This is a genomic window from Halomonas smyrnensis AAD6 (assembly GCF_000265245.1).
In the GTDB taxonomy this organism is placed as follows: Bacteria; Pseudomonadota; Gammaproteobacteria; order Pseudomonadales; family Halomonadaceae; genus Halomonas; species Halomonas smyrnensis.
In genome coordinates this window covers 147,131-169,342 of sequence record NZ_AJKS02000006.1, presented here as the reverse complement: position 1 = coordinate 169,342, position 22,212 = coordinate 147,131, and the positions used below count along the sequence as shown (strand labels likewise).

Genomic DNA, 22,212 nt, shown 5'->3' with positions numbered 1-22,212 from the left:
CATGGGCCGGGAGAGGGGCTTCTCTGAGTAGTGAAGGGCGCCGGGGACAGGTCGAAGAGGGGGTTTTTGGCCATGGATGGCCAAAGAAGCGCCCAGGGAAGGGTTCATAGCGCCCCTCGGAGACCTGTCGACGGTGTAGCCCCGAACGGTGCGGCTCAAGAAGAGGCGGAACTCAGGCCCCGGCGCGCAGATGGTGCGGCGTGACCGGGTAGCCGCGCTTCTTGTAGGTCTGCCAGCATCGTCGCTTGGCGGTCAGCACCGCCTGGTGCTGGTTGATGATCTCGGCGACCCGCTCGAAGCGCGAGAACCACTCGGGAATTTCCGGGTGCAGGTTGAGCATCGCCTGCACGCCGGCGTCGCCGGGCGGCGGTTCCTGCCAGCCGAGGGTCACCGGCACGCTGTCGGCCTGCTCGCTGCCGAGCAGCGCGTGGGGCAGATAGGCGTCGGGCCGGAAGGTCCACAGGGTGTCGTCCAGCTCCCGGGCCATGGCCTCGTCCTCGGCGTGCAGGTGCAGCCGGTAGCCCTTGCGGGCGATGGTCTCGGCCAGCCGGCAGGCGAACGCCAGCCGCGCTTCCAGGGTGGTCTCGGGGAGGATATAGAAATCGATGCGGGTCATGGTTCCTCGTTACACGCCGCCATCGACGTCGATGATCGAGCCGGTGGAGAACTCGCTGCCGATCAGCCACAGGATGGCCGAGGCGATCTCTTCGGGCTCTCCGATGCGGCCCAGCGGGATGCGCTGGCCGGCGGTGTCGACCTTGCCCGCATTGTCGGCGCTGGCGTGGATCGTGGTGCGGATCACGCCGGGGCGAACGGCGTTGACGCGAATGCCTTCGCCGGCGACCTCGCGCGCCAGCCCGCGGGTCAGGCTGTCGACGGCGCCCTTGGACGCGGCGTAATCGACGTACTCGTTGGGCCCGCCCAGGCGGGCGGCCACCGACGACACGTTGACGATGGCGCCGCCGTTGCCGCCGCGGCGAGTCGACATGCGTTTCACCGCCTCCCGGGCACAGATCATCGGCCCCGCGACGTTGACGCGCATCATGCGCTCGACGCGGTCGAAGTCCATGTCCTCGACGCGGCAGTTGATGTCCACCACGCCGGCGTTGTTGACCAGCACGTCCAGGCGGCCAAGCTCGGCATCGACGGCGGCGAACAGCCCTCGGATGCCGTCCTCGCTGGCGACATCGGCCTGGACGGCGATGGCCTGGCCGCCCGCCTCGCGGATGGCGTCGACCACGTCCTCGGCGGCCCGATGGTCGCGCAGATAGTTGACCACCACCGTATACCCCCGGCGAGCCGCCAGCCGCGCGGTGGCCGCGCCGATGCCGCGGCCGGCACCGGTGATCAGCATCACGGGATTCATGCGATGTCTCCTGCGGGAAGGGGCGGATTCCCCGGGCGAAGGCCCGGGGAGGGAGGCTTACACCAGGCGGGTCAGCCAGCCGTACTTGTCCTCGCTGCGGCCGTACTGCAGGTCCAGCAGGCGGGTGCGCAGGCGCTTGGCGATCTCGTTGTCGCCCTCGGCGGTCAGGCGGATGGTGTCGTCCTCGGTCACCAGCTCGCCCACCGGGGTGATCACGGCGGCGGTGCCGCAGGCGAAGACCTCGACGATCTCGCCGCTGGCCGCGCCCTCGCGCCACTCGTCGATGCTGATCGGGCGCTCTTCCGGGGTCAGGCCCTCGTCGCGCGCCAGGGTCAGCACCGAGTCGCGGGTCACGCCCTCGAGGATGGTGTCGGTCAGGCGCGGGGTGACGATGCGGCCGTCGCGGTAGACGAAGAACAGGTTCATGCCGCCCAGCTCCTCGATCCACTTGTTCTCGGCGGCGTCGAGGAAGGCGACCTGGCTGCACTCGTGGTCGGCGGCTTCCTTCTGGGCGGCCAGGGAGGCGGCGTAGTTGCCGCCGCACTTGGCGAAGCCGGTACCGCCGGGGGCGGCGCGCTTGTAGTGCGAGGACAGCCAGATCGACACCGGCTTGATGCCGCCCTTGAAGTAGGCCGCGGCCGGCGAGGCGATGACGTAGTAGTCGACCTCGTGGGACGGGCGCACGCCGAGGAAGGTCTCGCTGGCGATCATGAACGGGCGCAGGTAGAGGCTCGATTCGTCGGCCTCGCTGGCGGGGGTCGGCACCCAGTCGTGGTCCTGGGCCAGCAGCCCCTTGAGCGAGTCGATGAAGTCCTCGTCGGAGAGCTCCGGCAGGGCCAGGCGACGCGCGCTGCGACGGAAGCGCTCGGCGTTCTTCTCGGGGCGGAAGGTCCACACCGAGCCGTCGGCATGGCGGTAGGCCTTCACGCCCTCGAAGATTTCCTGGCCGTAGTGCAGCACCGCGGCGGCCGGGTCCAGGGTCAGCGGACCGTAGGGGCGTACCTCATGGCCGTGCCAGCCGGCGTCGACGGTCCAGCGGACATGGGCCATGTGATCGGTGAAGTAGCGCCCGAAGCCGGGGTCGCTCAGGATCTCCTCACGGATCGGGGTCGCCGTGGCATCGGCGGTGGGCAGCATGGAAAAACGTTCGGTGGACACGGCTTGGTCTCCGCTTCTCTCGGGGCGCGGCCGGCGCCCCGGCAGGCTGAACAGGGTGACCGGGCGGGAGGCCGCCCGGTCAAGGAATGTCGACATTCACATGAAAAGATCGCCACGCCCAAAAGACAAGCCCGGGCGTGGCGGCGGCGCTCAGGCCTCGCCGTCGGCTTCGACCTGGCCCTCGGCCTCGCGGTCCAGCAGATACTGGGTCAACAGGCTGACCGGGCGGCCGGTGGCGCCCTTCTGCGCGCCGGAGTTCCAGGCGGTGCCGGCGATGTCCAGGTGTGCCCAGGGGAACTTGTCGGCGAAGCGCGAGAGGAAGCAGCCGGCGGTGATGGTGCCCGCCGGGCGGCCGCCGATGTTGGCCAGGTCGGCGAAGTTGGAGTCCAGCTGCTCCTGGTACTCGTCCCACAGCGGCAGGTGCCAGGCGCGGTCCCACGAGGTCTCGCCGGCGTCGAGCAGGTCCAGCGCCAGGTCGTCGTCGTTGGCCATCAGGCCGGTGGCGTGGTGGCCCAGGGCGATGATGGCGGCGCCGGTGAGGGTGGCGATGTCGACCACGCTGGCCGGCTCGAAACGCTCGGCGTAGGTCAGGGCGTCGCACAGCACCAGGCGGCCCTCGGCGTCGGTGTTGAGCACTTCCACCGACAGGCCCTTGAGGGTCTTGATGATGTCGCCGGGCTTGGTGGCGCGGCCGCTGGGCATGTTCTCGGCGCTGGCGACGATGGCCACCAGGTTGATCTTCGGCCGCACGGCGAGCACCGAGGTGACGGCGCCGAACACGCTGGCGGCGCCGCACATGTCGAACTTCATCTCGTCCATGCCGGCGCCGGGCTTCAGCGAGATGCCGCCGGAGTCGAAGGTGATGCCCTTGCCGACCAGCACGTGGGGCGCCTCGTCGGGGTCCTCGGCGCCCTGGTACTTCATCACGATCAGGCGCGAGGGCTCGTCGCTGCCGTGGCCCACGGAGAGCAGCGAGTGGGCGCCCAGCGCCTCCAGCGTTTCCTCGTCGAGGATCTCGGCGCTCAGCGCGCCGCCGGAGCCGGCGGCCAGCTGCTCGGCGCGTTCGGCCAGGTAGCGCGGCGTGCAGACGTTGCCGGGCAGGTTGCCCAGGGTGCGGGCGGCGTTGATGCCCTGGCCGATGCCGTCGCCGACCCGGGCGCCCTCGCGGGCCGCCTCGGCGTCGTCGCCCTCGCTGACCAGCAGGGACACGCGCTCGAGCTTCGGCGCCGGGCCGGGCTCGGACTTGAATTCGGTGAAGCGATAGACCGCGCGGTGGGCGGCCTCGGCGACCGTGCGCGCCTTCCAGCCGCTGTCGCGGTCGGGGACCGGCACGTCGGTGAAGGTCACCGCGGCGTCGTCGGCGGGCAGCGTCGCCAGGGCGGTGAAGGCCGCGTCCACGGCCTTGCGGAAGGCGCCTTCCTGGCACTTGTCACGGCTTCCCAGGCCGACCAGCAGCAGGCGGTCGGCGTTCAGCCCGGGGGCGAAGGGAACCATCTGCACGTTGCCCAGCTTGGCGTCGAAGTCGTCGCGCTCGATCAGCTGGCCGATCAGCCGCTCGCTGGCATCGTCGAGCTTGGCGGCGGCGGGCAGCAGGTCGCCATCCTTGAACACCGGTACCACGAGGCAGGCCGTCTCGACCTTGGCGGGATTGGCCGTCTGAACTGGGAATTCCATGGTGTCTCCACAAGACAAGCGGTGGGGGATTCTGGATAATGCCGGCATATTGCCGAGTCGTCCCAGTGTACCCCAGGAGCCTGCCGGACTTCACACCGATCTGTGGCGCCCGACACTCCCCCGGGCCCGCGTCTCATTGCATGGAAGAGGGCCGGGCCGGACGGCCCCGGACCGGGAGACAACCTTGATCATATTCCGCTATCTGACCCGCGAGATCCTGCAGACCATGGCCGCCGTGGCCGGGGTGCTGCTGCTGGTGATCATGGGCAGCCGCTTCATCCGCTACTTCGCCAACGCGGCGGACGGCGAGATCCCGCTGAACATCCTCGGCACCCTGATGCTGTTCCACCTGCCGGGCTTCCTCGAACTGATCCTGCCGCTGGCCTTCTTTCTCGGCATCCTGCTGGCCTATGGTCAGCTCTACCTGAACAGCGAGATCACCGTGCTGGTGGCCTGCGGCACCAGTCCCAACAAGCTGCTGCAGGTGAGCCTGATACCGGCCACCGTGGTGGCGGTGATGGTGGGGCTGTGCAGCCTGTGGCTGAGCCCGGCCGGCGCGCTGCACAACGAGGTGATGCTCGAGAAGCAGCGCAGCCAGCTGGACTTCTCGGTGCTGAATCCGGGGCGTTTCCAGGACTTCGGCGACGGCCGCACCGCCTATACCGAGGCGCTGACCGATGACGAGAGCCGCATGGACGAGGTCTTCATCAGCGAGCGCCAGCGCCGCTCCGACGGAACCCCCGGCACCGTGGTGACCCGCGCCACCGGCGGCTACCAGGCCGTCGACGAGGACACCGGCAGCCGCTATCTGGTGCTGACCGACGGCGAGCGCTACAGCGTCGATCCCGGCCGGGCCCAGGCCGAGCGGCTGGAGTTCGGCACCTACGCGGTGCGGCTGTCTCGGGACGAGCAAAGCCTCGACCTCGACGAGCCCGAGTTCGCCTCCACCCCGGCGCTGTTCGCCGCCGACTCGCTGCCCGCCGCGGCCCAGCTGCAGTGGCGCCTGGGGCTGCCGCTGATGGTCTTCATCCTGACCCTGATGGCGATGCCGCTGTCGCGGGTCAATCCGCGCCAGGGGCGCTTCGCCAAGCTGCTGCCGGCGATCTTCCTCTACGTGGCCTACCTGAGCCTGCTGCTGGCGTCGCTGGATGCCATCGGTCGCGGCGGCTGGCCGGCCTGGCTCGGCATGTGGCCGATCCACGGCGCCTTCCTGGCCATCGGCCTGGTGATGACGCTGCAGGCGCAACGCAAGGGAGTGAGCGGATGATCGCCGACCGTCTCGATCGTTACATCGCCCGCCAGATCCTCGGCGCGATCCTGGTGGTGCAGGTGGTGCTGCTGGGCCTCGACTTGGTGATCACCTACATCAACGACCTGGGCGACGTGGAGGGCGACTACGGCGCCCTGCAGGTGCTCTTCTACCTGGTCTTCCGGCTGCCCTGGCGCTTCTATCAGTACGCCCCGGTGGGGGTGCTGATCGGTGCACTGATCGGGCTCGGCGGCATGGCCTCGAGCAACGAGCTCACCGTGATGCGCGCGTCCGGGCGTTCGCTGGTGCGTATCCTGTGGGGGGTGATGAAGCCGATCATCCTGGTGATCGCGGTGGTGCTGTTCGTCGCCGAGTTCGTCAGCCCCAGGACCGAGCAGTTCGCCAGCGCCTGGCGCCTCGAGCAGATGCAGGGCGAGGGCGCGGTGCTGACCGAGAGCGGCGGCTGGCAGCGCGAGGGCGACGACTTCTACCGCTTCGGGGCGATCCGCGCCGACGAGGTGGTGCTGGACCTGACCCGCTACCGCTTCGAGGGCCAGCGGCTGCGCGAGGCGCTCAGCGCCCGCCGGGCGGTGTGGCAGGGCGACGGCTGGGAGCTCCAGGACGTCGACGAGACCCGCTTCGTCGACGGCCGCACCGAGACCTCCCACCAGGCGACCCGGGCCTGGGAGACCGACCTGACGCCCCAGTCCCTCGACCGCCTGCTGCGCGACGTGGAGACCCAGGCGCCCAGCGAGCTGTGGGCCTACGCCCGTGATCTGCAGTCGCAGGGGCAGGACGCCACCCAGCCGCTGATCTACTTCTGGCAGAAGATGCTGATGCCGCTGACCATGGCCTCGCTGGTGCTGGTGGCGGCGTCGTTCGTGTTCGGCCCGCTGCGCACCGTGGCCGCCGGCACCCGGGTGTTCTACGGCGTGGTCACCGGGCTGGTGTTCAAGTACCTGCAGGACCTGCTGGGCCCGGCCTCCACGCTGTTCGGCTTCTCCCCGGCCTGGGCCGTGCTGGTGCCGACGCTGCTCTGCGCCGGCCTGGGCCTCTACCTGCTGCGCCGCACCGGCTGATCCGGAGGCCCCATGTCGCGCCGCTTCGATCGCCTCGACGATGTCTGGCCCGCCGGCCTCGGCCGGCGGCTCGGCGCCATGCTCTACGATGCGCTGCTGGTGTTGGCGCTGTGGATCGTGATCGGTGCCGCCCACGTGGCGGTCAGCCGCCTGCTGTGGGGCATTCCCCCGGAACGGATCGGGCTCGGCGCCGGCCAGGTGTGGTCGCTGCGCGTCCTGCTGGCGATCGCCGCGCTGGCCTTCTTCACCTACTTCTGGACCCGCGGCGGCATGACGCTGGGCATGCAGGCCTGGCGGCTGCGGGTGCAGACCCTCGACGGCCACGCCATCGGCCGCCGCCAGAGCCTGGTGCGCTGCCTGGTCGGCGCGCTCGGCTGGCTGCCGCTGGGGCTCGGCCACCTCTGGGTGCTGTTCGACGGCGAACGGCGCAGCTGGTCGGACCTGGCGTCCGGCACCCGGCTGGTGGTGCTCCCGGGGCGGCGCTGACGTCACCTGAGACGACTCGGGTGAGAATCGTCATCCTCTATGCTTGCGATAGCCCATGCGAATCATTTACATTCGAGTCATGATCGACGCGAGGTGATGTATGTACGTATGTCTGTGCAAGGGTGTGAGTGACAAGGCGATCCGCCGCAGTGTGGAAGAGGGCGCGCGCAGCTGGCGCGAGGTCCAGCGCGAGACGGGTTGCGGCACCCAGTGCGGCAAGTGCGCCTGCATGGGCAAGGCCATCACCCGCGAGACGATCAAGGAAGCGATGAGCATGGCCACCGAAGGGCTCGCCTACGCCGTTTGATGGCAATCGCTATCGTTTCTCTTGGCGTTTTCAACGTTCTGATTTATTTGAGTTTTTCCCGATATCACCTAGACTGTCCGTCACCTGTGGCGGTGCGATGACGCGCGTGCCAAGCTGAAGGACGACCCCGACGACAGCAATGAGGTGGTGTCATGAAAGGCGACAAGAAGGTTCTCGAATACCTCAATACCGCGCTCGGCAATGAGCTGGTGGCGATCAACCAGTACTACCTGCACGCCAAGATGTACCAGGACTGGGGACTGGCGGCGCTCGGCAAGTTCGAGTACGAAGAATCCATCGAGGAGATGAAGCACGCCGACAAGCTGATCGAGCGGATCCTGTTCCTCGAGGGCGTGCCCAATCTGCAGGACTACGGCAAGCTGCTGATCGGCGAGGACACCAGGGAAATGCTCGAGTGCGACCTCAAGCTCGAGCACCAGGGCCGCAAGGACTACATCGAGGCGATCGCCTACTGCGAGTCGGTGCAGGACTACGTCACCCGCGATCTGCTGCGCGACATCCTCGCCGACGAGGAAGAGCACATCGACAAGCTCGAGACCGAGCTCTCGCTGATCGACAAGGTCGGCATCGAGAACTACCTGCAGAAGCAGATGCACGACGCGGAATAATCTCTCGCTCCGTTCATCGAGCGAACGCAAAGAAGGCGCCCCACGGGGCGCCTTCTTGCGTTCGGCGTGAGCCTGGCCGGGCTCAGGAGAAGGCCTTCTCCAGCGCGAAGCGCGGCGTCACTTCCCCGTCCACCTCGACCGTCTCCATGAACATGCCCAGCGGGCGCACCCACAGGCCGTACTCGCCGTAGAGCGCGCGGTAGGTCACCAGCGTCTCCTCGGTCTCGCTGTGACGGGCCACGCCGATCACCTCGTAGAGCGGACCCTTGTAGTGGCGGTAGATGCCGGGCACGGGATGCGAAACGTCCATGAGTCTCTCCAGGGAATTCAGCGGGATGAGGCGGCGTCGCGGGCCAGCCGCGCCAGGGTGCGCGAGGCGGCCACGAAGCCGAAACTGCCGGTGACGAAGGTCGCCGCGCCGAAGCCCGAGGCGCAGTCGAGGCGGGTGGCCTCGCCGGCGGCGGGCTTGGCGTGGCAGACCTCGCCGTCGGCGCCGGGATAGACGAGCTGCTCGTCGGAGTAGACGCACTCCACCGAGAAGCGTCGCTTCGGGTTGCGCGAGAAGCCGTGGTCGCGCCGCAGCCGCGAGCGTACCTTGGCCAGTAGCGGGTCGTGCTCGGTGCGCGTCAGGTCGGCCACCCGGATGCGGGTCGGGTCGGTCTGGCCGCCCGCCGCGCCGGTCACGGTGATCGGCAGCTTGCGGCGCTTGCACCAGGCGATCAGCGCCGCCTTGGCCACCACGCTGTCGATGGCGTCGATCACGTGGTCCAGGTCCTCGGGCAGCCGCTCGGCCAGGTTGGTCGGGGTCACGAAGGCGGTGTCCGCCACCACCTCGATGCCGGGCTGGATGGCCCGGCAGCGCTCGGCCAGCACCTCGACCTTGGGCCGGCCGACGGTGCCGTCCAGGGCGTGCAGCTGCCGGTTGACGTTGGACACGCAGACGTCGTCGAGGTCGATCAGCGTCAGCTTGCCGATGCCGGAGCGGGCCAGGGCCTCCACGGCCCAGCTGCCGACGCCGCCGACGCCGATCACCGCCACGTGGGCGTGGCGGAAGCGCTCCAGGGCGCGGGCGCCGTAGAGGCGGCGGATGCCGCCGAAGCGAAGCTCGTGGTCGTCGGTCTCGAGGGAGGCGGGGCTCGGGAAATCGTTCATGGCAGTTCACATGGCTCGGCGGAAGGGGCGCGGCGGTTGGTGGGCAGGTGGCCCGCCCAGCCGAAGCGCCGGAACAGCGCGGTCATGGGCGCATCCAGGGCGCAGCCCAGGTCCAGGCGCCGGCCGTCCACCGGGTGGTCGAGGCTCAGGCCCACGGCGGCCAGCAGCAGCCGCGGGCAGTCGAGTCGGTCGGCGAAGAAGCGGTTGTGCACGCCCTTGCCGTGCTTGGCGTCGCCGATGATCGGGTAGCCGCGCTGGGACAGGTGGCGACGGATCTGATGGCGCCGCCCGGTCAGCGGGCGCGCCTCCATCAGCGAGTAGCGGCTGGTGGGGTAGCGATCGACCCGCACCGGCAGCTCGACGCTGTCCAGGCGCCGCACCTCGGTGACGGCCTCCATGGCCGGCATCTCGGCCTTGGGGCGGCGGCCGTCCTCCTCGCGCAGGGCGTACTCCAGGCGCTCGGCCTCCGGGCCAGTGCCGCGCACCACGGCCAGGTAGCGCTTGGCCACGCGATGCTGCTCGAAGTCCTCGCTCAGGCGGCGGGCGACCTCGGGCGACAGCGCGAACACCATCAGCCCCGAGGTGGGGCGGTCCAGGCGGTGCACCGGATAGACCCGCTGGCCCAGCTGGTCGCGCAGGGTCTGCAGCAGGAAATGGCGCTCGCCCCGGGCCAGGGCGCTGCGATGCACCAGCAGCCCGGCCGGCTTGTGCACGGCGACCAGGTGCTCGTCGTGATGGAGGATGGGCAGCGGTTCGGTCATCGGGCGGCTCGGGGATGCGGCGAGGGCGCCCATTGTCGCCGCGCGGCGGGCGGATGTCATCCGTCGTGCTCTGCTCCGGCGCGGCGAAATATGGCAAGCTGAGGCGAGTTCCCCGACTCGCGAGACGACCATGAGCGACGACTCCCGCCCCCATCTGGTGGTGCTGACCGGCGCCGGCATCAGCGCCGAGAGCGGCATCCAGACCTTCCGCGCCGCCGACGGCCTGTGGGCCGACGAGCCGGTCGAGGCGGTGGCCACGCCGGAGGGCTGGGCCCGGGACCCGGCGCGGGTGCTGCGCTTCTACGACGCGCGCCGCGAGCGGGTGCGGCGGGCGCGCCCCAATGCCGCCCACCTCGCCCTGGCCGAGCTCGAGGCGGACGGTTTTCGGGTCAGCGTCGTCACCCAGAACATCGACGACCTTCACGAGCGGGCCGGCTCGCGCCACGTGCTGCACCTGCACGGCGAGATCCTGATGGCGCGCTCCAGCGTCGACCCGGCGCTGCGCTATCCGCTGCCCCGGGGCGGCATCCGCCTGGGCGATGTGTGCGACAAGGGCGGCCAGCTGCGTCCCGACGTGGTGTGGTTCGGCGAGGCCGTGCCGGCCTATCCCGTGGCCTGCGACATCGTCGCCGAGGCCGACCTGCTGCTGGTGGTGGGCACCTCGCTGGCGGTGATGCCGGCCGCGATGCTGCTCGACGAGGCGCCGTTCGGCGCGCCCTGCGCGCTGGTCGACCCCGAGGCCGAGGTCCTGGCGCCGCGCGGGGTGACGAAGATCGCCCGGCCCGCCGGCGAGGGCGTGCCGGCGCTGGTGCGCCACTGGCGCGAGTCGGGGCGGCTCGCGATGCCGGAGGCCTGAGGCTCGCCTCAGAGGGGCGGGCCAGGGCGTGATAGAATGCCGGCCCTATTGCTGCTTCCTTACCTCACCTCCGGCCCGACGACTCATGCAGGACGACCCCCAACGCCCCGACCACGCCGACGTGGACCCCGCCACCGGACATTCGCGGCCGCCGCGGCGCGAGTTCAAGGCCCGCGGCAGCTTCGTGCGCCGCTGCGAGACCTGCAATCTGCCGGCGCTGAACTGCCTGTGCCCCTACAAGGTGACGGCGGACAGCCGCACCCGGGTGTGGCTGATCACCCATCCGCTGGAGCACTACAAGCCCACCAACACCGGGCGGTTGATCCGCGACGTCCTGCCGACCACCGAGGTCTTCACCTGGTATCGCACCGAGCCGGACGAACGGCTGCTGGCGATGCTCGAGGACGAGCGCTACGCGCCCTTCGTGATCTTCCCCGACGATCAGGCGGATTACGCCCACCGGGTGGTCGGCATGGAGCGCGTGGCGGCGCGGCAGGAGGAGGGGCGGATTCCGGTGTTCGTGATCCTCGACGGCACCTGGCGCCAGGCGCGGCGCATCTTCCGCAAGAGCCCCTACCTGGCCGAGCTGCCGGTGCTGCCGCTCGCCACCGAGCGGCTGACCCGCTACCGGCTGCGCAAGCCGGCCTCCGAGGCGCACCTGTGCACCGCCGAGGTGGCCGCGGAGCTGCTACGCCAGGCCGGTGACGGGGAGGCCGCCGAGCGGCTCGACGACTACTTCGACGTGTTCAACGACAGCTACGCCGCCAGCCGGCGCCACGGCAAGATCGAGACGCCGACGCCGGCCATGCGGCGGCTGCGGGCGGCCCGGGAAGGCGAGGCGTAGGGATCAGGTGGAGGCGGGAGGCTCTTCCAGGGCGCCGGGCTCCCGCTGCAGGCGCTGGTCGATCAGGTCGATGGCCGCCAGCAGCGCCTCGAGCTGGTCGTCGCTGAGGTCGCTGAGCAGTTCCCGCTCGACGTCGAGCAGCTCCTGCTGCAGGGTGGCCACGGCCTCGCGCCCCGCCGGGGTCAGGAATACCCGCTTGGTGCGGCGGTCCTGCTCGTCGCTCACGCGCTGGACCTGGCCCTTGGCCTCGAGGCGGTCCAGGTGGCGCACCAGGCTGGAGCCCTCCATGCCGACGCGCTTGGCCAGCGCCTTCTGGCTGAGGCCGTCGCCGCCGGCCCCGAGATGGACCAGCGGCGCCCAGCTGGTGTCGCCGTGGCCGGCCATGGCCATGTGATGATCGAGGGCGCGCCGCCAGCGGCGCGAGACGGTGGAGAGCCGGATGCCGAAGCGCTCTCGGGCGTTGGGTGCAGTCATGGCGTCAATGTTTCGTTGCTAATTATTGATCCCGAACGTATCACGCTTTCCCCACCCGCGGCCACGCTTTTGCCGTCATCCGAAGGTGGCCATTGCCCACGGCCCGGCGACCGACGACCATAGGGCCGCGGTCGACGGCGCCCGAGACGCCGACGGGGCCGCGCGATCCCATCACCATGGATCGCCAATAACTAACTCCCCATGCAAGGACACGTCATGCACTTCTTCGAGCGCTTCAATCGTCTCTTTCCCGTCTGGGCGGTGCTGCTGGCCGTGGTGGCCGCCTTCCAGCCGCAGCTCTTCACCGGCCTGGCCGGCAGCATCAAGACGCTGCTGGTGGTCATCATGTTCGCCATGGGCCTGACGCTGTCCAAGGCCGACTTCGCCCGGGTGGTGAAGTCGCCGGCGCCGATCGCCGTGGGCGTGGTGCTGCAGTTCCTGATCATGCCGCTGGCGGCGCTGGCGATCTCGCGGCTGCTGGGGCTCTCCGATGCCCTGACCATCGGCATGGTGCTGGTCGGCGCTACCGCCGGCGGCACCTCCTCCAACGTCATGACCTGGCTGGCCGGCGGCCGGGTGGCGCTGTCGGTGTCGATGACCATGGTCTCGACCCTGCTCTCGGTGGTGGCCACGCCGCTGCTGACCCTGCTGCTGGTCGGCGAGAGCGTCGACGTGCCGGTGGCGGGCATGCTGACCAGCATCGCCCAGCTTGTGGTGGCACCGATCCTGATCGGGGTGATCGTCAATCACTGGCTGGGCGAGCGCATCGCCCGGGTCGAGCCGGCGCTGGCGAGCCTGGCGATGCTGGCCATCGTGGTGATCATCGCCATCGTGGTGGCGCTCAACGCCGGGCGCCTGGCGACCCTGGGGCCGGTGGTGGCGCTGGCGGTGATCGCTCATAACGCCATCGGCCTGGCCGGCGGCTACGGCCTGGCCCGGGCGCTGCGCTTCGACGAGCGCACCGCGCGCACCATCGCCTTCGAGGTGGGGCTGCAGAACTCCGGGCTCGCCGTGGCCCTGGCCAACCAGTTCTTCAGCGCCACCGCGGCGCTGCCGGGTGCGCTGTTCTCGGTGTGGCACAACGTCTCCGGCTCGCTGCTGGCGGGCGCCTGGAAGCGTCGCCCGGCCGAGGAGGAGGCGGCGTCGGCACTGGCGTCGCGCTGAGTCGCGCCTCGCCGGCCGCGCCTCGCCGGCCGCACCTCGCCGGCTGCACCTCGTCGGCCACAGCGACAGGGCAGCAAAAGGGCCCCGGACAGCGATGTCCGGGGCCCTCGTCGTTGCCGGCGTGGCAGCGGCGTCAGCCGCCGAAGAGGGCGCCGGCGATGCGGAAGCCGGCGATCCAGGTCCCGGCGGCGGAACCCAGGGTCGCGGTTAGGAACACCAGCAGGGTGCGCGAGACCCGGTTGCGCCACCAGCCCTTCACCTCGGTGACGTCGTGGCGCAGGGTGGCGAAGTCGCGCACCTTGGGCTTGCGCATGGCCAGCTCGACCCCGGCGGCCACGAAGCCGGCACCGATGGTGGGGTTGAGCGAGGTCAGCGGGGCGGCGAACACGGTGGCGATCACCGTCAGCGGGTGGGCCAGCGCCACCAGGGTGGCGGCGCCCGAGAGCACGCCGTTGATCAAAAACCACTCGGCCACCAGCTGCCAGCCGAGCTCGGTGTTGCGCGAGAAGCCGATGGCGAAGCCGGTCAGCACCAGGGCGGTGATGATCCAGGGCAGCGCCTTCCACGCCTTGGAGGGCGGCGGCGTGGCCTCGAGCGTCTCGCGCTCCGGCGTCGGCGCCTCGGGCAGCGGCTGCTCGAGGTGCTCGGCCATGCCCTTGAGGTGGCCGGCGCCGATCACCACCAGCACGTGGCGATAGCGCCCCGGCGGGCACTGCTCGGCCAGGCGCAGCGTCATGTAGCGGTCGCGCTCGCTGATCAGCGGCGTGTAGAGGGTCTCGGACTCGCTGGCGAACTCGCTGAAGGTGGACTCCAGCACGTCGCCTTCCTTGAGCCGCTCGATGTCGGCCGCGGAGACGTCCTGTCGCGACAGCACGCCGCCGAGCAGCCCCGAGAACAGCGAGAAGCGCTGCCACCAGGGCACGTTGTGGTAGATGCGCTTGAGGGTCACGCCGACGTCGCGGTCGATCAGCAGCAGCGGCAGCCGGCGCTCGCGGCTGGCCTCCAGGGCGGCCCGCATCTCGGCGCCGGGCTCGATGCCGGACTGCTCGGCGACGCGCTGCTGAAAGGCGCCCAGCGCCAGGCTGGCGGCGACCATGCCGGCCTTGCCCTGGCGGAAGATCTGGAACAGGTCCTGCTCGCCCAGGGCATCGGGATTGGCCAGGTTCTGATGACGCGAGTCGCACAGCTCGATGGCCACGGCGTCGAACTCGCCGGAGTCGATCAGCGCGCGCACCTCGGTGGCGCTCTCGGCGGAGACGTGGGCGGTGCCCAGCAGGGTATAGCGGGTCTCGCCCACCTGGAGAGTGCGGCGCGGACCGCCGCCGGCGGCCTGCTCGCGATCGACGGTCGCGGTGTCCTGGGAGTCGGTCATGGACGCTCGAGTCTGAAGGGTGAAGGCTCGATTATCCACGAAGCCCGCCGGCGGGCCAAACCCGCCACGGGCGCTTGCACCGGCTTTGCTACTTGCGCCAGAACATCGGCGTGAACAGCACCAGCACCGTGAGGATCTCCAGGCGGCCCATCAGCATGCCGATGCACAACAGCCACTTGGCGGCGTCGGGCAGAGGGCCGAAGTTGCCGGCCGGGCCGATGATCTCGCCGAGCCCGGGGCCGACGTTGGCGACCGCGGTGACCGCGCCGGACAGGGCGGTGACCAGGTCCAGGCCCAGCAGCGACAGCCCCAGCGCCAGCCCGGCGATGGTCAGGAAGAAGAAGAACGAGAAGGCGATGACGCCGCGGGTCACGTCGTCGGTCAGCGGGTGACCGTTGTAGCGGGCGGAGAAGACGCCGTTGGCGTGCACCAGGAAGCGCAGCTGGTTGCGCAGCAGGATGGACGCGACCTGGAAGCGGAACACCTTCATGCCGCCGCTGGTGGAACCGCTGCAGCCGCCGATGAAGCTGAGATAGAAGAAGGCCACGGCGGACAGGCTGCCCCAGGCCGCGTAGTCGTCGGCGGCATAGCCGGTGGTGGTGACCACCGAGACGACGTTGAAGGTCACCTGGGTGAGGGCCTCGAAGGCGTCACGGCCCTGCCAGATGCGCCAGGCGGTGAGCATCAGGATGACCATCGCCAGCAGGCCCAGCAGGCCGCGCACCTGCTGGTCGTGCCACAGCGCCATGCGGGCGCCGCGCAGCACCCGGATGTAGATCACGAAGGGCAGCGCGCCGCCGAGCATGAACAGGCTGCCCATCCACATCAGGTGCGGCCGATCGGCGTAGGCGCCGAAGGAGGCGTCCGAGTTGGCGAAGCCGCCGGTGGCCACCGAGGTCATGGCGTGGACGATGGCGTCCAGCGGCGCCATGCCGCCCAGCCAGTAGCTCGCGACCGCGGTCAGGGTCATGCCGCAGTAGATCACCAGCGTGGCCTTGGCGATGCCGCCGGTGCGGGGCATCACCTTGTCGGACCAGTCCGATGACTCGGTGTGGAACAGCCGCATGCCGCCGACCTTGAGGAACGGCAGGATGGCGATGCCCATCACGATGATGCCGACCCCGCCCAGCCACTGCATCAGGCCGCGCCACAGCTTGAGGCCGTCGGAGAGGTCGTCGATGTTGCTGAGGATGGTGGAGCCGGTGGTGGTGATCCCCGAGACCGACTCGAACACCGCGTTGGAGAACGACAGCTGGGTGGCGCCCAGCACCAGCGGCAGGCTGGCGAAGCCGCTGATCGAGACCCAGCTCAGCGAGGTCAGCACGAACATCTGCCAGGGCTTGAAGCTGACCTCCACCCGCAGGGTCGAGAGCAGTATCGCCGCCGAAGAGCCGATCATGATCAGGATCGACAGGCCGAACGCCATGGCGTCCACGTCGCCCTCCACCAGCAGCACCAGCCAGGGCACCAGCATGAAGGCCGCCAGCACCAGCCACAGCAGGGCCAGTACCTTGAACACCGGCGCCCAGTGGCGCACCCGCTGGATGGCCGTCCGCCTCGCCAGCAGGCTCACGAGTGCGCCTCCGCGGCGCGGGCGATCGGGCGGCGAACGGCGTCATCGAACGATGGCTGGTGTGTCATGCGGATTCCCTCGCGTGCTGGCTGGCGGCGGCTCAGAAGAAGGTCAGGCCGACCTGGAAGAGCCGCTCCACGTCGCGGATGCGGCGCTTGTCGATGACGAACAGGATCAGGTGGTCGCCGGACTGGATGACCACGTCGTCGTGGGCGATCAGCACTTCCTTGCCGCGCACCACGGCACCGATGGTGGTGCCCCGCGGCAGGTCGATCTCGCCGATGGCGCGGCCGACCACCTTGGACGACTGCTGGTCGCCGTGGGCGATGGCCTCGATGGCCTCGGCGGCGCCGCGGCGCAGCGAATGCACGTTGACGATGTCGCCGCGGCGCACGTGGGTCAGCAGGCTGCCGATGGTGGCCTGCTGCGGCGAGATGGCGATGTCGATCTCGCCGCCCTGGACCAGGTCGACGTAGGCGGCGTTGTTGATCAGGGTGAGGACCTTCTTGGCGCCCATGCGCTTGGCCAGCATCGACGACATGATGTTGACCTCGTCGTCGTTGGTCAGCGCGCAGAAGATGTCGCAGTCCTCGATGTTCTCTTCCTCCAGCAGGCGCTTGCTGGTGGCGCTGCCGTGCAGCACCACGGTGCGGTCGAGACGCTCGGAGAGCTGGGTGCAGCGCTCGATGCTGTGCTCGACGATCTTGACCTGATGGCTGTGCTCGAGGTGTTCGGCGAGGCGCTCGCCGATGTTGCCGCCACCGGCGATGATCACCCGGCGGAAGTCGCGCTCGAGGCGCCGGAGCTCGCTCATCACCGCGCGGATGTCGCGGCGGTCGGCGATGAAGAACACCTCGTCGTCGGCCTCGATGACGGTGTCGCCGCGGGGGATGATCGGCCGGTTGCGGCGATAGATGGCCGCCACCCGGGTGTCCACGCTGGGCATGTGGCGGCGCAGGAAGCCGAGCTCCTGGCCGACCAGCGGGCCGCCGTAGAAGGCCTTCACCGCCACCAGCTGGACCTGGCCGCCGGCGAATTCCAGCACCTGCAGCGCGCCGGGGTGCTCGATCAGCCGGCGGATATGGTCGGTGACCACCTGCTCGGGGCTGATCAGCACGTCGATGGGCACCGCCTCGTGGGCGAACAGCCCCTTGCGGGTCAGGTAGGCGGTGGCGCGGACGCGGGCGATCTTGGTCGGCGTGCGGAACAGCGTGTAGGCGACCTGACAGGCGATCATGTTCACCTCGTCGGAGTTGGTCACCGCGATCAGCATGTCGGCGTCCTCGCAGCCCGCCTGGCGCAGCACCATCGGGTAGGAGCCGGCGCCGGTCACGGTGCGGATGTCGAGCCGGGTATGAAGCTCGCGGAGCTTCTTGGCATCGGTGTCCACCACCGTGATCTCGTTCTCTTCGTGCGCCAGGTGTTCGGCCAGGGTTCCGCCGACCTGGCCGGCGCCGAGGATAATGATCTTCATCGCGTGTCACAGTCCGCAGCAAGACGGACGGCGCCGCGCGAGCGCCGTCTCTGGGTGGGCGGCAAGCCTAAACCAGCCGTGAGGGGATGAACAGGGTCGAATGGCGCTCAGTCCAGGGTGAAGCCGACCTTGATCGTGACCTGCCAGTGGGCCACCCGGCCGTGCTCGATGTGGCCGCGGGTGTCGATGACCTCGAACCAGCGCATGCCGTGCAGGCTCTCCGAGGCCTTGGTCAGCGCGCCCTGCACGGCATCCTCGATGCTGGTCTCGGAGCTGCCGGTCAGCTCGATGTGCTTGTAGGTGTGGTTCATGGTGTCGTCCTCTGGCAGCGGGGAAATGGCACGCATGCCGGCGCGGGCGGTCCGGCCGGCATCCTCGGGCCGCTCAGTCGGCCCGCTTCCTCAGTCTGGCATAGAAGAAGCCGTCATGGCTGTCGGCGCTCGGCAGCAGCTGGCGGCCGGCGCCGGCGGGGCGGCCCCAGGCCACGCCTTCCGGGGTGGTCGCCTCGGCGTCCGGCGTGCGGGCGAGGAAGGCGGCGACCTGGTCGGCGTTCTCCTCGGGCAGCACCGAGCAGGTGGCGTAGAGCAGGGTGCCGCCCGGCGCCAGCAGCGGCCAGAGGTTGTCGAGCAGCCGGGCCTGGAGCTCGGCCAGCTTGGCGATGTCCGAGTGGCGGCGCAGGCGCTTGATGTCCGGATGGCGGCGGATCACGCCGCTGCCGGAGCAGGGGGCGTCGAGCAGCACGGCGTCGAAGGGCGTGCCGTCCCACCAGTCGCGCCGGGTGGCGTCGCCGTGGGCCAGGTCGGCCTCCAGGCCGAGCCGCGACAGGGTGTCCTCGACCCGCGCGAGGCGGGTGTCGTCGCTGTCGATGGCCTGCAGGTCGACGTCGAACAGCTCGAGCAGGTGGGCGGTCTTGCCGCCCGGCGCGCAGCAGGCGTCCAGCACCCGGGCACCGGGGCGCGGGGCGAGCGTCGGGCCGAGCAGCTCGGCGGCCAGCTGGGCCGCCTCGTCCTGCACGCTGACCAGGCCTTCCTTGAAGCCGGGCAGCTGGCCGACGTCGCAGGGCTCGTCGAGGGTCAGGCCCTCGGGCGAGTGCAGGCACAGGCGGGCGCCGATGTCCGGCGCATCGAGGTGCTCGAGGTAGCTCTCGCGGTCGCCGTGGCGGCGGTTGACACGCAGCGTCATCGGTCCCGGCAGGTTGTTGGCCTCGCAGATCGCCCGCCAGTCGTCCGGCCAGGCCTGGCGGAAGGCCTTCAGCCACCACTTCGGATGCAGCAGCGCCACCGCCGGGTCGCGGTCGACCTCGGCCTGCAGGGGGCCGGCCTCGCGCTGCAGGCGGCGCAGGCAGCCGTTGAGCACCCGGGTGGCCCAGGGCTTGTTGATCAGCCGCGCGGCGCCGGCGGTCTCGCCCACCGCGGCGTGGGGCGGGATACGCATGTAGAGCAGCTGGTAGATGCCCACCAGCAGCAGCGCCTGGACGTCGGCATCGCGGGTCTTGAACGGCTTGTCCAGCAGCTTGCCGGCGAGCGCCTCGAGGCGGCACAGGGCGCGGCAGCTGCCGAAGCACAGCTCCTTGAACAGGCCGCGGTCACGCGACACCACCTGATGGTCGTCGAGGCTGCTGAGCGAGCCGCGGCCGGTGATCACCGGCACCAGGGCGCGGGCGGCCGCGGCGCGCACCGCCTGGCCGTTGTCGGGAGAGCGGGAGGAATGGCGCGGCTGGTTCATGCGGATGTCTCCTGGTTCGGCCGGCCCAGGCGGCTGCCGGGCGCGAAGCGCTCCGCGCGAGCCTTGAGCAGCTCGCGCACGTCGAGGGGCTTGCCGCCGGGCAGCTGGGCCCGGGTCACGCGAAGGACCCGGTCGCCGCGCTCGCCGCAGGCGATGCGCAGGGCGTCGTCGTCATGGGGCAGCAGGGTGCCGGGTTCGGCGCTCTCGCTGCCGGGGGTGGGGTGGGCCTCGGCCATCAGCAGGCGCAGGCGGTCGTCGCCCAGCGCGCACCAGGCCACCGGCCAGGGATTGAAGGCACGGATGCGTGCGGCCAGGGCCTCGGCGTCCTCGCGGAAGTCCAGCTCGGCCTCGGCCTTGGACAGCTTGGCGGCGTAGGTGACGTCGTCCTCGGGCTGGGGCGTGGCCGCGAGGCCGTCGCCGGCCAGGGCGTCCAGCGTCTCGACCATGGCTCGCCCGCCCTGGGCGGCCAGGGCGTCGTGCAGCGTGCCGCCGGTGGTGGCGGCGGTGATCGGGGTGCGGGCGATGCGCAGCATGGCGCCGGTGTCGAGCCCTTCGTCCATCTGCATGATGGTCACGCCGCTCTCGGCGTCGCCGGCCTCGATGGCGCGCTGGATGGGCGCGGCGCCGCGCCAGCGCGGCAGCAGCGAGGCGTGGACGTTGATGCAGCCGAGGCGCGGGGTGTCGAGCACCGCCTTGGGCAGGATCAGGCCGTAGGCCACCACTACCATGATGTCGGCCTCGAGGGCGGCCAGCTCGGACTGGGCCTCGGGCGTCTTCAGCGAGGCCGGCTGGTAGACCGGCAGCCCGTGCTCCTGGGCCAGTGCCTTGACCGGGCTCGGGGTGAGCTTGCGGCCGCGGCCGGCGGGGCGGTCGGGCTGGGTATAGACGGCGACGACGCGATGGGAGCTCGCCAGCAACGCCGCCAGGCTCTCGGCGGCGAAGTCGGGCGTGCCGGCGAAGATGACGCGCAGGGGTCGGGACATGGGTTCGGGGCCTTGCCGGAATGAATGCCGCCCATGATAACGGAGCCGGGCCCAAACGACGAAGGCCGGCGCCCATCCGGGCACCGGCCTTCACGTCGCGAAGGGCGTCGAGGCGGCTCAGGCCGGCTGGGTCAGCCGGTGGCGCTTCTGCATCTTCTTCATCACCCGGTCGCGCTTGAGCGGCGAGAGGTAGTCGACGAACAGCACGCCCTCGAGGTGGTCGTATTCGTGCTGGATGCAGTGGGCCAGCAGGCCGTCGGCCTCCAGCTCGTAGGGCTGGCCGTCGCGATCCAGCGCCTTGAGCCGGACCTTCAGCGCCCGTGGCACTTCGGCGTAGTACTCGGGCACCGACAGGCAGCCCTCCTGCATCGGCTCGCGCTCCTCGCCGATCGGGGTGTACTCGGGGTTGATCAGCACCAGCGGCGTGCTCTGATCCTCGCTGACGTCGATCACGATGACCCGACGATGCGCATCCACCTGCGTCGCCGCCAGGCCGATGCCGGGGGCGGCATACATGGTCTCGAGCATGTCGTCGACCAGCTGGCGCACCTCGTCGTCGACCGTCTCGACCGGGGCCGCCTTGGTGCGGAGCCGCTCGTCGGGGAATTCGAGAATGGGGAGTTTGGCCATGGCGTTGGTGTCACCGTTGTGCTGTCATTCGGAAATCACGACTATTCTAGAAGCCTGCGGCGTGCCGGGAAACCGCGCTTCGCGCATCGCATCAATAGCATCAGACTATACCACGATGGCGAGGTTCCCGGTGCCGCCGCGATCATCGGCCAGGGAGCAAGGGAATGAAGCAGATCGGACGCAGCGGGCTCGTGAAGCGCTGGCTGGGGGCACTGGCGCTGGGCGTGACGACGGTCGGTGCCGTCCAGGCGCAGGGGCTGACCTGGGACGACGGGCTGCGGGACGACGCCCCGGATCGCTATACCGTGGTGCGGGGCGATACCCTGTGGGGCATCTCCGGCCGCTTCCTGCAGCACCCCTGGCAGTGGCCCGAGGTGTGGCAGGCCAATCCCCAGATCGAGAACCCGCATCTGATCTATCCCGGCGACATCGTCACCCTGCATGACTGCGGCGGACGGCCCTGCCTGGGGCTGGAGCGCGGCCAGGGCGTGGTGCGCCTGTCGCCCGAGATGCGCACCGTGCCGCGGCGCGAGGCCATCGAACCGATTCCGCTGGAGGCGGTGCGCCTGTTCACCCGCGAGCACCGGGTCATCGACGATCCCGAGACCCTCGCCGAGCTGGCCTACGTGGTGGGCGGCGACGACCGGCGGCTGATCAGCGGCGCCGGCGATCGCTTCTATGCCCGCGGCGAGGTGCCGGCCGGCGGCCGCGTCGGCATCTATCGCCCCGGCGAGCGCTACCTCGACGAGGCCACGGGCGAGGCGCTGGGCCTCGAGCTCGAGAGCGTGGGCGAGGCCCGCCAGAGGCGCCAGGAGGACGACATCGCGGTGCTCGAGGCCACCAAGGCCAGCCAGGAGATCCGCAACGGCGACATCCTCCTGCCGCTGGAAGACCGCGGCCTGGTCACCGCGTTCCAGCCGCGGGCGCCGGAGCGTCGGGTCGACGGCCGCATCCTGTCGGTGCCCGGCGGCGTGCGCTTCATCGGTCGGCTGCAGATGGTCGCGCTGGACCGCGGCACCCGCGACGGCCTGGCGCCCGGCCACGTGCTGGCGGTGGAGCAGCGCGGCGAGCTGGTCAGCGACCCGCGGACCGGCGAGATGCTGCGCCTGCCCGGCGAGGGCGCCGGCCTGGTGATGGTCGTGCGGCCCTACGACAAGATGAGCTACGGCCTGGTGATGCAGGCCTCGCGCACCCTGGCGGTGGGCGATCGCCTGCACACCCCGGGCGCCGGGCTGGACACGGCGCAGCGCTAGGCC

Annotated in this window: 24 protein-coding genes; 9 read left to right on the top strand and 15 right to left on the bottom strand. The window is 70.3% G+C overall.

Features of this window, described 5'->3' with window-relative positions:
• Nucleotides 1–172: 172 nt before the first annotated feature.
• The 4 genes from UYS_RS0209115 to UYS_RS0209100 form a co-directional block, all read right to left on the bottom strand.
• A complete protein-coding gene (locus tag UYS_RS0209115; protein WP_016855202.1) occupies nucleotides 173–616 on the bottom strand; it encodes a DNA polymerase III subunit chi in 444 nt (147 codons plus the stop codon).
• 9 nt (nucleotides 617–625) lie between these two features.
• Entirely contained in the window at nucleotides 626–1,366 is a 741-nt protein-coding gene (locus UYS_RS0209110) for an SDR family oxidoreductase (protein WP_016855201.1), read from the bottom strand.
• 57 nt (nucleotides 1,367–1,423) lie between these two features.
• Complete coding sequence (locus tag UYS_RS0209105) at nucleotides 1,424–2,503, bottom strand: branched-chain amino acid aminotransferase (RefSeq protein ID WP_016855200.1); 1,080 nt, start codon at nucleotides 2,501–2,503, stop codon at nucleotides 1,424–1,426.
• Between the two features lie 171 nt (nucleotides 2,504–2,674).
• Nucleotides 2,675–4,198 carry a leucyl aminopeptidase gene (locus UYS_RS0209100; RefSeq protein ID WP_016855199.1) on the bottom strand — a complete coding sequence of 508 codons (1,524 nt, stop codon included), beginning with the start codon at nucleotides 4,196–4,198 and terminating at the stop codon, nucleotides 2,675–2,677.
• A 184-nt stretch (nucleotides 4,199–4,382) separates the two neighbouring features.
• On the opposite strand from UYS_RS0209100, the gene lptF reads away from it, so the two are divergent.
• The 5 genes from lptF (at nucleotide 4,383) to bfr (ending at nucleotide 7,948) form a co-directional block, all read left to right on the top strand.
• The gene (lptF, locus tag UYS_RS0209095; protein WP_016855198.1) at nucleotides 4,383–5,465 is read left to right on the top strand and encodes an LPS export ABC transporter permease LptF; all 1,083 of its coding nucleotides are present in this window, start codon (nucleotides 4,383–4,385) and stop codon (nucleotides 5,463–5,465) included.
• Nucleotides 5,462–6,526 carry an LPS export ABC transporter permease LptG gene (gene lptG, locus UYS_RS0209090; RefSeq protein WP_016855197.1) on the top strand — a complete coding sequence of 355 codons (1,065 nt, stop codon included), beginning with the start codon at nucleotides 5,462–5,464 and terminating at the stop codon, nucleotides 6,524–6,526. Before lptF ends, lptG begins: the two co-directional genes overlap by 4 nt.
• Before the next feature lie 12 nt (nucleotides 6,527–6,538).
• Nucleotides 6,539–7,012, top strand: coding sequence for an RDD family protein (locus tag UYS_RS0209085; RefSeq protein ID WP_016855196.1), 474 nt, complete (start codon nucleotides 6,539–6,541; stop codon nucleotides 7,010–7,012).
• A gap of 100 nt (nucleotides 7,013–7,112) precedes the next feature.
• Nucleotides 7,113–7,319 (top strand): (2Fe-2S)-binding protein, encoded by a 207-nt coding sequence (locus UYS_RS0209080; RefSeq protein WP_016855195.1) that lies wholly within the window; start codon nucleotides 7,113–7,115, stop codon nucleotides 7,317–7,319.
• A 152-nt stretch (nucleotides 7,320–7,471) separates the two neighbouring features.
• Entirely contained in the window at nucleotides 7,472–7,948 is a 477-nt protein-coding gene (bfr, locus tag UYS_RS0209075; RefSeq protein ID WP_016855194.1) for a bacterioferritin, read from the top strand.
• A gap of 82 nt (nucleotides 7,949–8,030) precedes the next feature.
• On the opposite strand, the gene UYS_RS0209070 is transcribed toward bfr, so the two are convergent.
• From UYS_RS0209070 to UYS_RS0209060, 3 genes are read right to left on the bottom strand one after another with little or no spacing between them, the layout of a single operon-like run.
• Complete coding sequence (locus UYS_RS0209070; protein ID WP_016855193.1) at nucleotides 8,031–8,258, bottom strand: DUF1653 domain-containing protein; 228 nt, start codon at nucleotides 8,256–8,258, stop codon at nucleotides 8,031–8,033.
• A gap of 17 nt (nucleotides 8,259–8,275) precedes the next feature.
• Nucleotides 8,276–9,100: a tRNA cyclic N6-threonylcarbamoyladenosine(37) synthase TcdA gene (gene tcdA, locus UYS_RS0209065; protein WP_016855192.1), complete on the bottom strand. Its 825-nt coding sequence runs from the start codon at nucleotides 9,098–9,100 to the stop codon at nucleotides 8,276–8,278.
• Complete coding sequence (locus tag UYS_RS0209060) at nucleotides 9,097–9,861, bottom strand: pseudouridine synthase (RefSeq protein WP_016855191.1); 765 nt, start codon at nucleotides 9,859–9,861, stop codon at nucleotides 9,097–9,099. The genes tcdA and UYS_RS0209060 overlap by 4 nt, the downstream gene beginning before the upstream one ends.
• 130 nt (nucleotides 9,862–9,991) lie before the next feature.
• Between UYS_RS0209060 and UYS_RS0209055 the strand changes: the two genes are divergently transcribed.
• Both UYS_RS0209055 and UYS_RS0209050 read left to right on the top strand, forming a co-directional pair.
• On the top strand, nucleotides 9,992–10,717 hold the full coding sequence (locus UYS_RS0209055) for an SIR2 family NAD-dependent protein deacylase (RefSeq protein WP_016855190.1): 726 nt from the start codon (nucleotides 9,992–9,994) through the stop codon (nucleotides 10,715–10,717).
• 85 nt (nucleotides 10,718–10,802) lie between these two features.
• The gene (locus UYS_RS0209050; protein ID WP_016855189.1) at nucleotides 10,803–11,561 is read left to right on the top strand and encodes a tRNA-uridine aminocarboxypropyltransferase; all 759 of its coding nucleotides are present in this window, start codon (nucleotides 10,803–10,805) and stop codon (nucleotides 11,559–11,561) included.
• A 3-nt stretch (nucleotides 11,562–11,564) separates the two neighbouring features.
• Here the strand turns inward: UYS_RS0209050 and UYS_RS0209045 are convergent, their stop codons facing one another.
• Nucleotides 11,565–12,035, bottom strand: coding sequence for a MarR family winged helix-turn-helix transcriptional regulator (locus UYS_RS0209045; RefSeq protein WP_016855188.1), 471 nt, complete (start codon nucleotides 12,033–12,035; stop codon nucleotides 11,565–11,567).
• A gap of 216 nt (nucleotides 12,036–12,251) precedes the next feature.
• Between UYS_RS0209045 and UYS_RS0209040 the strand changes: the two genes are divergently transcribed.
• Complete coding sequence (locus tag UYS_RS0209040; protein ID WP_016855187.1) at nucleotides 12,252–13,199, top strand: bile acid:sodium symporter family protein; 948 nt, start codon at nucleotides 12,252–12,254, stop codon at nucleotides 13,197–13,199.
• A 133-nt stretch (nucleotides 13,200–13,332) separates the two neighbouring features.
• On the opposite strand, the gene UYS_RS0209035 is transcribed toward UYS_RS0209040, so the two are convergent.
• The 7 genes from UYS_RS0209035 to def form a co-directional block, all read right to left on the bottom strand.
• Nucleotides 13,333–14,571 (bottom strand): TraB/GumN family protein, encoded by a 1,239-nt coding sequence (locus UYS_RS0209035; protein ID WP_016855186.1) that lies wholly within the window; start codon nucleotides 14,569–14,571, stop codon nucleotides 13,333–13,335.
• An 88-nt stretch (nucleotides 14,572–14,659) separates the two neighbouring features.
• Nucleotides 14,660–16,138 carry a TrkH family potassium uptake protein gene (locus UYS_RS0209030; protein WP_237738444.1) on the bottom strand — a complete coding sequence of 493 codons (1,479 nt, stop codon included), beginning with the start codon at nucleotides 16,136–16,138 and terminating at the stop codon, nucleotides 14,660–14,662.
• A 106-nt stretch (nucleotides 16,139–16,244) separates the two neighbouring features.
• Nucleotides 16,245–17,618, bottom strand: coding sequence for a Trk system potassium transporter TrkA (gene trkA / locus UYS_RS0209025; RefSeq protein ID WP_016855184.1), 1,374 nt, complete (start codon nucleotides 17,616–17,618; stop codon nucleotides 16,245–16,247).
• Between the two features lie 107 nt (nucleotides 17,619–17,725).
• Nucleotides 17,726–17,929, bottom strand: a complete 204-nt coding sequence (locus UYS_RS0209020) for a dodecin (RefSeq protein ID WP_026068441.1) — start codon at nucleotides 17,927–17,929, stop codon at nucleotides 17,726–17,728.
• A 73-nt stretch (nucleotides 17,930–18,002) separates the two neighbouring features.
• Entirely contained in the window at nucleotides 18,003–19,343 is a 1,341-nt protein-coding gene (gene rsmB, locus UYS_RS0209015) for a 16S rRNA (cytosine(967)-C(5))-methyltransferase RsmB (RefSeq protein WP_016855182.1), read from the bottom strand.
• The gene (gene fmt, locus UYS_RS0209010) at nucleotides 19,340–20,326 is read right to left on the bottom strand and encodes a methionyl-tRNA formyltransferase (RefSeq protein WP_016855181.1); all 987 of its coding nucleotides are present in this window, start codon (nucleotides 20,324–20,326) and stop codon (nucleotides 19,340–19,342) included. Before fmt ends, rsmB begins: the two co-directional genes overlap by 4 nt.
• A 117-nt stretch (nucleotides 20,327–20,443) precedes the next feature.
• Nucleotides 20,444–20,956 carry a peptide deformylase gene (gene def, locus UYS_RS0209005; RefSeq protein ID WP_016855180.1) on the bottom strand — a complete coding sequence of 171 codons (513 nt, stop codon included), beginning with the start codon at nucleotides 20,954–20,956 and terminating at the stop codon, nucleotides 20,444–20,446.
• A 164-nt stretch (nucleotides 20,957–21,120) separates the two neighbouring features.
• On the opposite strand from def, the gene UYS_RS17205 reads away from it, so the two are divergent.
• The gene (locus UYS_RS17205) at nucleotides 21,121–22,209 is read left to right on the top strand and encodes a LysM peptidoglycan-binding domain-containing protein (RefSeq protein WP_016855179.1); all 1,089 of its coding nucleotides are present in this window, start codon (nucleotides 21,121–21,123) and stop codon (nucleotides 22,207–22,209) included.
• Nucleotides 22,210–22,212 lie beyond the last annotated feature (3 nt).